The sequence below is a fragment of the Bacteroides zoogleoformans genome, assembly GCF_002998435.1.
Taxonomy (GTDB): domain Bacteria; phylum Bacteroidota; class Bacteroidia; order Bacteroidales; family Bacteroidaceae; genus Bacteroides; species Bacteroides zoogleoformans.
Genome location: NZ_CP027231.1, coordinates 3,142,776 through 3,157,048 on the forward strand (window position 1 = coordinate 3,142,776; position 14,273 = coordinate 3,157,048).

Below are 14,273 nucleotides of genomic sequence, written 5' to 3' on the forward strand. Positions count from 1 at the left end.
TTAATCACGTTTTTTCAGAGCTGTCGCCACTTTGTTTGTCAAATCAATAAATTCTTGCACGGAAAGTTGCTCCGGTCGTTTATTGAACAATGGGTCTTCCGTCAGCGGGCAATCTTTCCCAAGTATCGGCTTGATGGAATTCCGCAAAGTCTTGCGGCGTTGGTTAAAAGTTGTCTTCACTATCTGCTTGAACAGCTTCTCGTCGCATCCCAACGCTTGCGTCCCGTTGCGCGTCATGCGGATAACGGCGCTCTTCACTTTGGGTGGAGGATTGAACACGTGTTCATCTACGGTGAAGAGGTATTCTACTTTGTACCATGCCTGTATCAGCACGCTCAGGATGCCGTATGCTTTCTTGCCCGGGGCGGAAGCAATGCGTTCGGCCACCTCTTTTTGTATCATGCCCGTACAGCAGGGAATCAAGTCTTTATACTCCAGCATCTTGAAAAATATCTGACTGGAAATGTTGTAGGGATAGTTTCCTGTCAGCACAAAAGGCCTGCCGCCGAACAAGTGTCGCAGGTTCATCTTGAGAAAATCGTCCTCGATGATATTGTCTTCCAATTGCGGATAGGCTTCCCTCAGGTAGGCCACCGACTCATAGTCCAGCTCCACCACTTTGACATCGCGCCCCTTGGGCAGAAGGAAACAGGTCAACACTCCCATACCCGGCCCTACTTCGAGAATGGGAATTTCGGGGCAAGCATCCACCGTATCGGCAATGTCCTGCGCCACTTTCCGGTCGTTCAGGAAGTGCTGGCCAAGAAACTTTTTAGGTTTAACTAATCTCATGTATCAACTAAATCATTACTTTTGCTCCGCAAACGTAAGCTGTCTCACCTGCAATCCCTACGGATTTGTTCTGCAATGAGCCGCAGCCTGCTTTGCGGAACAAAGGTAATTCTTTTCAATGAAGAATAAAGAATGATAAATGAAGAATTTGGATATATCGGATGAAGAAACTCATGAAAAAGACACTGAAAGTTGTACTGCCCATTCTTTTGGGAGGGTTCATCCTTTATTGGGTATATCGTGATTTTGACTTTGGAAAGGCAAAAGCGGTGCTTCTACACACCACAAACTGGTGGTGGATGCTTTTTTCTCTCTTCTTCGGCATCATGAGCCATGTGTTCCGCGGCTGGCGCTGGAAGCAGACGCTGGAACCTTTGAATGCCCGTCCCAAGACCGGCGATTGTGTGGATGCCATTTTTGTGTCGTATGCAGCCAATCTGATACTGCCTCGTCTGGGCGAAGTGTCACGTTGCGGCGTATTGGCCAAATATGACAATGTCTCTTTTGCCAAATCGCTGGGAACGGTAGTTACCGAACGTTTGGTCGATACCCTTTGCATCCTGCTGATTACAGGCATCGCCTTTCTGTTGCAAATGCCGGTCTTTTTCCGTTTCTTCGAAGAAACGGGTACAAAAATCCCTTCACTGCTGCATCTGGTCACTTCTCCCTGGTTTTATGTCGCACTTTTCTGCATCATCGGGGTGGCAACACTCTTTCATTTCCTTCTGCGGACACTTTCCTTTTTTGAAAAGGTGAAAGGGGTTGTACTGAACGTATGGGAAGGGGTGATGTCGCTCCGAAAAGTGAGAAACATCCCCTTATTCATTCTCTACACGCTACTCATCTGGATGTGCTATTTCTACCATTTCTATATCACTTTCCATTGTTTCACCTTCACCGCTCATCTTGGCTATTCGGCCGGTTTGGTGATGTTTGCAGGCGGCACGTTTGCCGTCATTGTACCCACGCCAAACGGTGCAGGCCCATGGCACTTTGCCATCATCACCATGATGATGCTTTACGGGATAAACGTCACCGATGCCGGGGTTTTTGCACTGATAGTGCACGGCATACAGACATTGCTGGTCATCGTATTGGGAATTTGGGGATGGATGCACCTGTCATTCACTAACCGGAAATCTCTTCCACCCCATATTTAACCAACGGTTTAGCTCTACGGTCATGTTTCGGAATCTTGATTCCTTTAGCATTTATATCCTTATGCCCAACTGCTCTATTTGATGTTCGCCCTGATTTTCGTCAGATACTTCTTCATGTCCTCGGCGTCTTTGTTGGAGATGATGGTGAGCAGATTCTTCAGTTCCAGACGGATGTTCTCTACTTGCGAAGGAGTGCGCGGGTTGAAGAGAATCTCCTGCAGCAGGTAGTCGTCCTCGTTCAGCAGACCTTTGGCGATGGCCATGTGTTTCTTGAAGGTGGTGCCCGGCGCTTCTTGATGCTTCATCACCGCTGCAAACACAAACGTGGAGACGAAAGGAATGGACAGCGAGTATGCCACCGTTTCGTCATGCTCTTCAAACGTGTACTCAAAAATGTTCAGCTTCATCGTCTGATAGAGGTCTTTGAAGAAAATCTTGCCCAGATGGTCGCCTTCGCTGATGATGATGGCATTTTCCGTATTCAGGTTGTTGAGGCTGGCAAACGTCGGACCGAACATGGGGTGCGTGGAGACGTAGCGGAAACCGCTTTCCTCGTAAAACTTCTTCAGGCCGGTCTTTACCGAGGCTATGTCGCTTAAGATGCAATCTTTGGGCAGCAGGGGCAGCACTTGCCGAAAGGCGTCCAACGTATATTTCACCGTGGCGGCATTGATGACCAGTTCCGGCTCGAAGTCTTTTATCTCCTCCGGTGCGGTGAAGCGATAGGTGTTGTAGACAAAGCGCAGCTGGTGCGGATTGACGTCGTACACGGCCGTCTCGTGCTGAAAGCTCAGGATGTCTGTAAAGAAAGAGCCCATTTTCCCGGCTCCAAGTATTAGTATTCGCATAATTTTTTTCTATGGGGTAAATGGCGTTTGGCCTTGCGGCGTCACCCGGTCTTTATTTGTTGATGATTTCCATTTGTTGCCTCACGCTTTCTTCGTGTATGGCCTCGAACACGGTCTTTATAAATTTAGTGTCCATGCCGCAGAGTGCGCCTTGCGAACCACGCTTTTCCAGAATCTCGTTGTAGCGTCCGGTCTGCAAGATGGTCATGTCGTGCTCTTTCTTGTAAGTACCTATTTCGCGGGCGATGCGCATGCGTTTGGCCAGCTCTTGTATCAGGTTGTTGTCGCATTCGTCAATCTGCTTGCGCAGTTCGTTGAGGTTTTCCGTGTTTTGCGTTTCTTTGCGGATGACGAGCAAGTTAAGGATATAGTCCAACACATCCGGCGTTACCTGCTGGGCGGCATCGCTCCATGCACCGTCGGGATTACAATGTGTCTCCACAATCAGCCCGTTGAAGCCCAAGTCCATGGCTTGTTGGCAAAGAGGAGCTATCAGTTCGCGTTTGCCTCCGATATGACTGGGGTCGCAGATGATAGGCAGGTTGGGGATGCGGCGGCGTAACTCGATGGGGATGTGCCATTGCGGCAGATTGCGGTATATCTTCTTGTCGTAGCTGCTGAATCCGCGATGAATGGCGGCCAGGCGCTTCAAACCGGAATTGTTGATACGCTCCATGGCTCCAATCCATAATTCGAGGTCGGGGTTGACGGGGTTTTTCACCAGTACGGGGATGTCCACGCCTTTCAGCGCATCTGCTATTTCCTGCACGGCGAAGGGGTTGGCAGTGGTGCGCGCCCCCAGCCAAAGGATGTCTATGCCCGCTTTCAGGCATTCGTACACATGCTTGGCGGTAGCCACTTCGGTAGCCACGTACATGCCCGTCTCTTTCTTTACTTCCTTCAGCCAAGGCAGGCCATCTACACCGATGCCTTCGAAACCGCCCGGTTTGGTGCGCGGTTTCCATATCCCGGCACGGAAAATCTTGATACCTTTGTCGGCCAGTTGCTTGGCGGTGTTCATCACTTGTTCTTCAGTCTCGGCACTGCACGGTCCGGCAATCATCAGCGGACGTTTGTCTTCTACGCCGGGCAGTTTGATGGGTTCTAATTCGAGTTCCATATTTCTTCTGTGTGTTTAGTTATTTTACTTCTTGATAAAAGCCTTGATGCCCTCTGAAACGCCCTGTTGAAGGGCCTTCCCGCTTTTTACTAAATCTTCGGTGGATTTTTACTAAAAATCGGGTGAGTTTTTAGTAAGGCTCTTTTTTGTAAAAGTTATTCTTTTATTTTTCTGATCCTTTCCAACGCCTCGGCCAGTTTATCCTCTTTGCAGCAAAGTGAAATGCGGATGAACCTTTTTCCGTTGCTTCCGAAGATAAAACCGGGCGTGATGAATACCCGGGCTTCATGAAGCACGCGTTCCGTCAGCTCTTCCACATCGGTGCAACTTTCCGGAATCTTCCCCCAAAGGAACATTCCCGTCTGGTTTTCGTTATAGGTGCATCCCAGGGCGTTCATGATTTCTCCTGCCAGCCGGCGGCGATTGCGATAGTTGGCGTTGTTGCCGTCATACCATTCTTTTTCCGCTTCCAGCGCAACGGCCGCAGCCAGTTGCATGGCGCGGAACATGCCGCTGTCTATGTTGCTCTTTACTTTCAGTATCCATTGCACGAAGTCGGCGTTCGAGGCCAGCATGCCGATGCGCCAGCCCGGCATGTTATGGCTCTTGCTCATGGAGTTGAACTCGATGCAGCAATCTTTGGCTCCCGGCACGCTGAGTATGCTGACGGGATGTTCGTTCAAGATGAAGCTGTAGGGGTTGTCGTTTACGATGACGATGTCCTTGCGGCGGGCAAAGTCAACCAGTTTTTCATAAAGTTCCGGAGTGGCGTTGGCTCCTGTCGGCATGTTGGGATAGTTGGTCCACATCAGTTTCACGCGGCTCATGTCCATCTTTTCCAGCTCGTCGAAGTCGGGCATCCAGCCGTTTTCTTCTTTCAGGTTGTAGTTCACCACTTCGGCGCCGAGTATCTTGCTGAGCGAGGTATAAGTAGGATAGCCGGGATTGGGCACCAACACCTGTTCGCCGGGATTGACAAAAGCCAGCGTGACGTGCAGGATGCCTTCTTTGGAGCCGATGAGCGGCTGTATCTCGGTGTCAGGATTCAGTTCCACGCCGTACCACTTCTTATACCAGCCGGCAAATGCGCGGCGCAGCTCCGGAATGCCTGCGTAGGGCATGTAGCCGTGCCCGTCCGGGTTCCGGGCGGCTTCGCAAAGGGTCTGCACGGTTTGCTCCGAAGGCGGCATGTCGGGACTGCCTATGCCCAGACTGATGACGTCTTTGCCTTGGGCATTCATCTGCGCCACTTCTTTCAGTTTCTTCGAGAAGTAGTACTCGCTTACGCTTGCCAGGCGTTGTGCCGGCTTTATTTTAGAGGCTTGATTTTCCATCTTCATATTCTCCTAATATTTTGAGTTCTTTGGTCAGGGGGGTAATCGCCGCAATGGACTGTTTGTATCTGAGCAGGTTGTCGAACACGACGTCTACATAGAATTGATATTCCCATTCCCGCCCGATGATGGGCAGAGACTGTATCTTGGTCAGATTGATGTTGTAGAAAGAAAGGATGGACAATACCTGCGAGAGGCTCCCTTCGGTGTGCGGCAAAGTGAATACCATGCTCGCTTTGTTGACTTCCTTCTTGCGGTGGCGGTTCTGTTCGTCGGCCTGCCAAGTATCTGCCACCACTAAGAAGCGGGTAAAGTTGTGCTTGTTCGTCTCGATGCCTTCTTGCAGAATTTTCATTCCGTAGCGTTCGGCGGCTACTTTGGAGCAGATGGCGGCATGGCCTTTCAGGTTCTTTTCCTTGATGATTTCAGCGCTCAGCGCGGTGTCTTCGGCCTCCACCACTTTGATGTCGGGATGTCCGTTCAGAAATTCGCGGCACTGCATCAAGGCAATGGGGTGGGAGTTGACTTCCGTAATGTCCTTCCAGTCTTCTTCGGGCAGGCATACGAAGCTGTGCGAAATGCGCAGCTTGTGTTCTCCCACGATTTGCGTGCCGCTTTGGCGCAACAGTTCGTTGTTGTGCAGCAAACTTCCTGCGATGGTATTTTCTATGGCCAGCATGCCGATGACGTTGCTGTCTTGCTTGACGGAGGCAAAAACATCCTCGAAGCTGGCACAGCAGATTAACTCTATTTCTTCTCCTTCGAAGTACTTGTGAGCGGCAATGTCGTGAAAAGAGCCTGAAGCTCCTTGAATGGCGACTTTTTTCATTGTATCATCAGAGTTTTTGGTATAAAAAATCCCGCTTCCATACGGATGGAGCGGGATTCAGTATTTTACTTATTCTTTCTGTTCAGTTCTTAAGCGTCACTGTCACTTGACACATACAAACTCCCGCTCTACTTTCCGGTTAAAGTAAAAGTAAAAAAAGAAGTAATATGCGTAAGCGAAAGCTTTCATCATTTGTAAACTTTATCGGTGAATGATGTCGCAAAAGTAATGCTTTTCTTTTAGATGCAAACAAAAAAGATGTTTTTTTATTTCAGAACAATATATTTTGGGTGTTAGAACCGTTTTCCTATAACCCCAAAATGTCCGTCTGTCTGCCGGCTGGTTGTCCGTCATATTGTCCGGTGATGCTCTTTGCCTCTTTGGGGTTCAGTTCCATTCCTCTCTTCATATCTTCCGTAGCGCCTTCCTTGTCTCCGTTCAGAAGTTTGGCACGTCCTCGTTCGTGATAGGCTGTTGAGAAATCCGGATTTAACTCAATGGCTTCGGTGAAGAGTTCGATGGCCTCTGTCAGTTGTTTGCGGTTGATATAAAGCTGACCTAAATATAGGAATGCTTGTTCGTTGAATGGATTCAGCTCAGTCACGAGGCGATAATCTTCTTCTGCCGCCTCTTCGTCTTGGGTAGCTTCTTTGATTTTCCCGCGTAGCAGCAGAGCGGCTTCGTCTTCGGAATCTTGTGCCAAAATGGCTTCAATATCTTCCATTGCTTCTTTGTATTGCCGCATCCTGACTAATGCTTCGGCACGCAGCAGGCGTGCTTCCATGAAGTCCTCTTTCAACATGATGGCTTTGGTGAGGTGGGCTATACACATTATTCCGTTTCCTTGGCTATCGTCGGCTTTGCCGAGCAGGTAATGGGCCATGGCATTGCCTTCTTCTATTTCGATGGCTTTTTTTGCCGCCTCAGCCATGGCAGTATAGTCTTCGGTCATATAGCACACATTGGCCAGACTGAGGTAAGTGGCGGTGTGTTCGGGTTCTATTTTAACCATCTGTTCCAGCAGTTTGCGTGCGTCGTCAAGTGCGGAAGTCTGAATATATACTTGTGCCAAATAGCCCATTGTCTCGAAGTCCTCGTGGATGGCAAGGGCTTCCGTGAAGCATCTCACGGCATAGTCTGCACGCCCCATGCGTTGTGCCCGCATGCCATCGTATTTGAATATTTCAAAGTTCTTTCGGTCGTTTTTTTCTTTCTCATCTGCCGGGCTTTCAGTTTTGCCGGAGAAAAAAGATTTAAAGAATCTCATAAATATCTATGTTTATTAAGTGGTAGTATAATTTAATAGACAAAAATAGTGATTTATTTTTTATTTGCTAAATTTTATTCATCATAGGGAAGCCTATCTATAAAAAACTTCAGAATGAATATTTAAAAAATGTTATAGCCGATAAAATAAGGTTTGTTTTGTTGTTCCAAAGCTTGCATATAAAACTTAAAACTGTTTTATTTGTCTGACAAATCAGATTTTATATAAAGAGAGATGACTTCATTTAATTTGCGGCGTTATGGAATATTTGAAAATTAATAATCAGGCTACCACTTTGGTGGATCAGGTAGAAGATAAATTAGTTACCTATTTTCGCGAACGAGATTTGCGCATAGGCGATGCCATTCCTAATGAGTTGGAATTGGCTGCTGCCCTTGGGGTAGCTCGCAGCGTCCTTAGAGAGGCGTTAAGTCGCCTGAAAATGATGGGTATGATAGAGACTCGTACCCGTAAGGGGATGATTCTGAGAGAACCGTCTATTCTTGGAGGAATGAAGCGGGTAGTCGACCCGCGGATCATGTCTGAAAATTCACTGTTTGACATTCTTGGCTTTAGAATAGCCTTAGAAATAGGGATATGTAGCGATTTGTTTCGTCATATCACTCCCAAAGATGTAGAGGAGCTGGAAGAGATAGTAAGGTTAGGCATTGCTTTTGACAATAACGAGTATGCCCCAATCAGTGAATTTACTTTTCACTCAAAGCTATATGAGATAACCGGAAACCGGATAATTTGTGAGTATCAGGAAATAATCCATCCTGTGATGGTTTTTGTAAAAGATAAGTTTAAGGAATTTCTTGAACCTATCAATATAAGAATCAGACAAGAGGGAGGTTTGGTGACTCACACCGATTTGCTTGAATATATAAAAGCAAAGGATGAAGATGGATATCGGGCTGCTTTGGAGCGTCATTTTGTCGTCTATAAGATATTTATGGAAGAACGGACGAAGAAAGGATAGTTACTTTTTTAATGATTATATAGATGTAAGAACAATGAAAAATTATCAACGTTTGCATGGGTTGGTGGCAGCCTCTTTTACTCCGATGGATGAAACAGGTGCGATTAACCTTTCGGTAATTGACAAGTATGCTGACTTAATGGCAAATTCCGGGATGGAGGGTGTTTTTGTCTGCGGCACAACAGGCGAATCTCTTTCGATGACAGTTGAAGAACGTAAACAAACGATGGCGCAGTGGGTTCAGTCTTCCGGAGGACGTTTTAAGGTCATTGCTCATGTAGGAAGCAACTCGCAGGTCGAAGCGATTGACCTTGCCCGTTATGCCCAAGAAGTCGGCGTAGATGCTATTGGGGCTATGGCTCCCTGTTTTTTCAAGCCGGAGAATGTAAAAAACTTGGTGGATTTCTTTACACCCATAGCTCATGCGGCTGCGGATCTACCTTTCTACTATTATAACATGCCGTCGATGACAGGTGTGAATTTGTCGGTTGCCGAGTTCTTGACCGAGGGAAAGAAAGTGATGCCCAACTTGGTAGGAACCAAGTTTACGCACAACAATTTAATGGAGATGGGAGAATGCCTGGCGCTAAACGGCGGCGAATTTGAAGTGCTCCATGGTTATGATGAAATTCTAATCGCGGGCCTGGCTTTTGGCGCTGAAGCCGGCGTAGGCAGTACTTACAATTATCTTCCGGCTGTTTATCACGCCATCTTTGAGGCTATGAAGAAAGGCGACTTGCAGAAGGCCCGTGAGTTGCAACAGAAATCAATAGAAGTGGTAGAGATTATCATCAAATACGGTGGTGGCGTGCGCGGAGGAAAGGCTATCATGAACTTGATAGGCATTGATTGTGGTAATTGCAGACTGCCCATCGCTCCGTTTACGGAACAAGAATATAAAGCCTTGAAAGAAGATTTGAAGAAAATAGGATTCCTTAAATAATTAAAAAAAGGGAAGGGATGACAAACTTTGACCGGCGATGACACCCCTTTCCCCATACCTTAAATATTAAATTAAAAGTTTTACAAAGATGAGAAATTTTGTTGGATTAAAGTTTCTATTCGCTGTATTTTTGATGTTTACCGGACTTTTAGGTCCAGTGTATGCACAGCAGCAAGGAGAATTGGAAATCAGAGGTATCGTGAAAGACGAGATGGGAGAACCCGTCATCGGTGCTTCCATTGCAGTGAAAAACACAGTGATTGGCACCACATCCGATGTAGAGGGTAAGTTTGCCCTGAAGGTTCCTAAAAAATCTGTACTACAGATTTCGTTCATTGGCATGAAGACGCAGGAAATCAGAATGACCAACAACACATTCTATGATGTGGTCTTGCAAGGTGAGTCTGTTGCCCTGGATGAAGTAGTTGCTATTGGCTATGGCACGCAGTCGAAAGCAACCGTAACTTCGGGTGTCGTCTCTGTCAAGAGAGGAGAATTGCTCTCTTCTGTTTCAGCCTCTCCTTTGAATAATTTGCAAGGAAAGGTGGCAGGTTTGGATATTCGGCAGACCACCGGTCAGCCGGGCGCACAACCGGTTGTCCTTATTCGCGGAGGTTCCACCAATCCGTCCGGCGATACTCCTTTGTTTGTGATAGATGGAGTTCTTCGCGAAAATATGAGCGGGATAAATCAAGAGGATATCGAATCGATGGAGGTGTTGAAAGATGCGGCTTCGGCAGCCATATATGGTGCAAAAGCTGCGAATGGCATCATCTTGATTACCACGAAGCAAGGAGAATCTAAGGGGGGAAAGGCTACTATTTCTGCTTCTTACCGTTTAGGCATAGAGCAAATCCGCCAGAACTATCCGTTCACCAATGCACGCGATTATTTGTATTATTCACGCCTGGCTGGTGCGCGCGGCATCAACGATTCCAATGTGACCGGTCGGTTGGAGGGAGGCGCTTACCCTTATTCAACGGGTAATATCAATTATAAAAACGGAACTTTGGTCGGCTATGGATATGCTCGCTTTACACCAGAGTATGTAGACGATCTGGTTAGAAATATGGGACAAGGATATGTGGATGATTTGTTGAACAAACAAGGTTATGAGACCATGAAAGACCCGTATTCCGGTAAAGACATCTTGTTTAAGGATAATAAGTATCAGAAAGATATTCTGTTTCAGACCGGCATTACCCATAATTTTGACGTCAGCGCTTCCGGTGGAACGGACAAAGCAAGCTATTACATCAGTTTAGGTTATATCAATGCAGAGGGTATGGTGCTCGGTACAGGCTATGACCGTTTCAGCTTCACTGCAAACGGAAACTATAGCCTTCGTAAAAACTTGAAAGTGACTGCCGGCATCAAACATTCTACCATTTCAAATAAGCAAACAGACCCTACTCACTCCGGAACAAGTACTCTTGACCGTTCTGCCCGTTATCCTACTACTTTCCGTCTTTATTATGACGATGGAACTCCGGGTATCGGCGAATCGGGAAGATCACCGCGAAGTCGTTTGCACGAGCTGTATTATCAGGATATAACTGATATGGACTATCGCAATACCCTACAGTTGGGATTGGACTGGGAAATTAGTAAAGGGCTTCACTTCAAGCCGTCTGCGTCCTACTATATGCAAGAAAACATTTACCGCTTCTTTGAAAAGTGGAACCAGTTTAATAAAAGCCGCAAGACGTGGGAAACGCACGACCAGCGCAAACAAGTGATGGCGGATGCTGTGCTTACGTACGATAAGGTAATCAAAAAGGATCATACATTGAATGCGATGATTGGTATGAACTATACGGAGAACAATAATTACTTCCTGAGAGGTTCGGGCTCCGGAGCTTCTACCGATCATATACCTACCCTCCAGCCGACACAGACGAGCGAACAACGTACTACGTCTTCGCTGGAGAAAAACACTTTGATGGGTTTCTTTGCCCGCTTTAACTATGATTACAAACGCCGTTATCTGCTGACTGTCTCTGCACGCTACGACGGTGCCTCGCAATTTGCCGACGACCATAAATACGCATTCTTCCCGGCTGTTTCGGGTGGTTGGAATATGCATTACGAGGATTGGTTCCCTAAAACCGTCATAAACAGGATGAAGCTAAGGGCAAGTTGGGGACAAACCGGCAATAACAATCTGACTTATTCCAATACACAAGGTGAATATGCCTCGTATCTGTATGGAGGCAAGTCCGGCATCTTGAATTCCGTATTGGCAAATCCGGGCTTGGTTTGGGAAACTACTTCCAATGTCGACCTGGGCTTCGATGCAGGCTTTTTCGATAATCGTTTCGAGTTATCCTTGACGGGCTATAACAAGCTGACTACCGATCGTTTGTATGATAAGTCGCTTCCTGAAGAGACTGGATTCAGCACCATAAAGGCCAACTTGGGTACGGTGCAGAATAAGGGTGTGGAAATTACTGTGACGGCTCGCCCGCTGTCGCCGACTTCCCGCATAGGTTGGGACATCACAGGAACTTTCAGTATGAACCGGACTTACATGAAGAAACTGCCGAACAACGGTCGAGACAAAAACCGCGTGGAAGGCGGCACAGTCTGGGACAGCAGTACCGGCCGATACATTGAAGCCGGCGGATTGGCAGAAGGTGAACGCATCGGCGCTCGCTGGGGATATAAGTTCCTGGGAGTGTACGATACGGACGAAGCGGCAGCCAATGCACCGACAGATACAAAGGTGTCCGGTTACAAACAAGGAAAGAAGAAAGTGGCCGGAGACGCTATCTGGGCAGATTTGGATGGAAACGGAGTCATCGATGACAAGGATATCACCTTCATCGGTTGGGCGGCTCCAGATAAAAAGGGAGCTTTGATAAACAACCTTACTTATAAGAATTTCTCTTTGCGTTTTGTCGTAGACTTCGCTTTGGGACATTCCATTGCCAATATCTGGAGAGTCCGTGCCAATGCGAATGCGCGTAATGCCATCATTACGACCGAAGACGTGAAGAACGGAAATATCTGGTGGAAGCCGGGCGATGCGGCTACATGCAAATATCCCCGTTACGACAATGCTTCCGATTGGGATAACGGCTATCGCAACCACATGCGTACCATTGCCTACTTGGGCATGAACAGCAACGGCAATGCGGATAATACCGCCTATTATTCGAAAGGCGACTATCTCTGTTTCCGTGAGGTCTCTTTGGGATATGAATTGCCGCGCACCCTTTGTGCCAAGTTGGGACTGAGAGGCGTCACGCTCAATGCCGGTGTGAACAATATAGGCTACATTACCTCGTACGACGGACTTAGTCCCGAGCAATACGATGGCCAGGAAACGGGTGAATACTTCATCCCGATTCAGATAAATGTCGGTGCAAGATTAACTTTTTAATACAGATGGAACAATGAGAAAGATACATATAATCATGGGAATAGCGCTCTGTACCCTGTTGTACAGTTGCGATGCGTTGGATGTGAAACCGGTTTCTATCATTACTACCGAATCGTTCTGGAAAAACTCCGGTGACGCGGAGGCTTATCTTACGGGTATTTACAACGCGTACAGGAAATTGAACAATACCTCCTATTACGGCGAGGACCGAGGCGATGCTTTCAAGGCCGGAGAGATTGGCCCCGTTACAGTGGCTTGGTCGCAGAACTTGCTCGAGAGCAATGCCCCTTCGTTCATGGGTGCTTATAACATCATTCATCACACCAATCTGCTCTTTAGCAGGATAGAGGGACTGAAGTTTACGAACGAAGCGTCTAAGAACCGCATCAAGGCGCAAAGCTATTTTCTGCAGGCTGCCACTTACTTCCATCTGCTCAGGAATTGGGGCGATGTGCCGCTGATCACCGAACCGGTATTGTCCGATAAAGTGGAGTTAAAGGCGCGTTCGCCCAAGAACGCCGTGATGGCATTCATTCTGGACGATATCGAAAAGGCCATCACCTTATTCCCCGAAGACGGATATGTGGATAAGAACTATGCATCCCGCCCGGCCGCCTACGCTTTGAAGGCAGATGCCCTGATGTGGAAAGCGAAAGTCTTGGGCGGAGGAAAAGCCGACTTGGAGGCTGCCATTGCGGCCATCGACCGGGTGGCAAGCAGCGGTGTGGAGCTGCTTCCGGACTATGCCTCGGTGTTCGACAATGCGAACAAGAAGAATAAAGAGATTATCTTCTCCTTGTATTTCGAACGCTATGAAGTGGGCAACCTTTCCATTGCTACCAATACGACGTCCAGAACAGACAACCTCTCGATGGCCGCGAATTTGGAGAATGCCGCAACCTCCCCCAACAATAGCCGCCATGTGTATGCCCCGAGCGATAAGGTCCGGGCGATATATCTTAAGAATCCCGCCGACAAGCGCTATCCGGTGGCCATGATTGATATGGTGGACAAAGACGGTAAGCTGATACTGACACAAACCAATAAGTTCCGCGGGCATGCGTATACTGACGACCGCTTTTTCGACGACGACCTGATTGTCTACCGTTGGGCTGATTTGCTGCTGTTGCGTGCCGAGGCCAATGCCGCCTTGGGCAATGTAGACGCCGCACTGAAAGACCTGAACGAAGTGCGCGGGCGTGCCGGACTGGCCGACTACGACGGCGCAAAGAATAAGGTTGCCGTGGAAAAGGAACTTTGCGACGAGCGTCTGCGCGAATTGTTCATCGAGCAGAAAAGGTGGTACGACCTGCTGCGCTTCCACTTCGGCGGCACCATCGATATTTATAATGAGGTCCCCAACCTTCAGGGCAAAGCGAATTACCCTCTTTACCTGCCTATCAATTACAACAACATGGTTTTGAACGAGAAGCTGGTTCAGACAGAAGGATACGAAAGTGCCGTCCGATGACGAGGAGGGGTGTTCGGTATCGTCTCTCTGTGATGCACCCGAAAACCTCACCGCGGTGGCGTCGATGACGTCATTGCGGTGAGACTTCCGGTGTCACTATAGCGAGATAGGAAGCCTCCCTGTGGTGGCTTGTATAATGGAC

At 47.8% G+C, this 14,273-nt stretch carries 11 protein-coding genes; 5 read left to right on the top strand and 6 right to left on the bottom strand.

The features are described from left to right. Positions 1 to 792, bottom strand: coding sequence for a 16S rRNA (adenine(1518)-N(6)/adenine(1519)-N(6))-dimethyltransferase RsmA (rsmA, locus tag C4H11_RS13120; protein WP_106042663.1), 792 nt, complete (start codon positions 790 to 792; stop codon positions 1 to 3). 161 nt (positions 793 to 953) lie between these two features. Here rsmA and C4H11_RS13125 point away from each other — a divergent pair, with 161 nt between their 5' ends. Beyond that, positions 954 to 1,952 carry a lysylphosphatidylglycerol synthase transmembrane domain-containing protein gene (locus C4H11_RS13125; protein WP_106042665.1) on the top strand — a complete coding sequence of 333 codons (999 nt, stop codon included), beginning with the start codon at positions 954 to 956 and terminating at the stop codon, positions 1,950 to 1,952. A 74-nt stretch (positions 1,953 to 2,026) separates the two neighbouring features. Here the strand turns inward: C4H11_RS13125 and C4H11_RS13130 are convergent, their stop codons facing one another. The 5 genes from C4H11_RS13130 to C4H11_RS13150 all read right to left on the bottom strand — a co-directional run bounded on the left by C4H11_RS13130 (position 2,027) and on the right by C4H11_RS13150 (position 7,350). Further along, positions 2,027 to 2,800: a prephenate dehydrogenase/arogenate dehydrogenase family protein gene (locus C4H11_RS13130; RefSeq protein WP_106042667.1), complete on the bottom strand. Its 774-nt coding sequence runs from the start codon at positions 2,798 to 2,800 to the stop codon at positions 2,027 to 2,029. 52 nt (positions 2,801 to 2,852) lie between these two features. Continuing rightward, the gene (locus C4H11_RS13135; RefSeq protein WP_106042669.1) at positions 2,853 to 3,920 is read right to left on the bottom strand and encodes a bifunctional 3-deoxy-7-phosphoheptulonate synthase/chorismate mutase type II; all 1,068 of its coding nucleotides are present in this window, start codon (positions 3,918 to 3,920) and stop codon (positions 2,853 to 2,855) included. A 155-nt stretch (positions 3,921 to 4,075) separates the two neighbouring features. Next, positions 4,076 to 5,260, bottom strand: coding sequence for a pyridoxal phosphate-dependent aminotransferase (locus tag C4H11_RS13140; protein WP_106042671.1), 1,185 nt, complete (start codon positions 5,258 to 5,260; stop codon positions 4,076 to 4,078). After that, entirely contained in the window at positions 5,235 to 6,083 is an 849-nt protein-coding gene (locus tag C4H11_RS13145; protein WP_106042673.1) for a prephenate dehydratase, read from the bottom strand. Before C4H11_RS13145 ends, C4H11_RS13140 begins: the two co-directional genes overlap by 26 nt. A gap of 307 nt (positions 6,084 to 6,390) precedes the next feature. Beyond that, positions 6,391 to 7,350: a tetratricopeptide repeat protein gene (locus C4H11_RS13150; RefSeq protein ID WP_106042675.1), complete on the bottom strand. Its 960-nt coding sequence runs from the start codon at positions 7,348 to 7,350 to the stop codon at positions 6,391 to 6,393. 259 nt (positions 7,351 to 7,609) lie between these two features. Between C4H11_RS13150 and C4H11_RS13155 the strand changes: the two genes are divergently transcribed. The 4 genes from C4H11_RS13155 (at position 7,610) to C4H11_RS13170 (ending at position 14,131) form a co-directional block, all read left to right on the top strand. After that, positions 7,610 to 8,332: a FadR/GntR family transcriptional regulator gene (locus C4H11_RS13155; RefSeq protein WP_106042677.1), complete on the top strand. Its 723-nt coding sequence runs from the start codon at positions 7,610 to 7,612 to the stop codon at positions 8,330 to 8,332. A gap of 34 nt (positions 8,333 to 8,366) precedes the next feature. After that, positions 8,367 to 9,275 (top strand): dihydrodipicolinate synthase family protein, encoded by a 909-nt coding sequence (locus C4H11_RS13160; protein ID WP_106042679.1) that lies wholly within the window; start codon positions 8,367 to 8,369, stop codon positions 9,273 to 9,275. An 88-nt stretch (positions 9,276 to 9,363) separates the two neighbouring features. Then, complete coding sequence (locus C4H11_RS13165) at positions 9,364 to 12,660, top strand: SusC/RagA family TonB-linked outer membrane protein (protein WP_106042681.1); 3,297 nt, start codon at positions 9,364 to 9,366, stop codon at positions 12,658 to 12,660. A 13-nt stretch (positions 12,661 to 12,673) separates the two neighbouring features. Next, positions 12,674 to 14,131 (top strand): RagB/SusD family nutrient uptake outer membrane protein, encoded by a 1,458-nt coding sequence (locus tag C4H11_RS13170; RefSeq protein ID WP_106042683.1) that lies wholly within the window; start codon positions 12,674 to 12,676, stop codon positions 14,129 to 14,131. Positions 14,132 to 14,273: the final 142 nt, after the last annotated feature.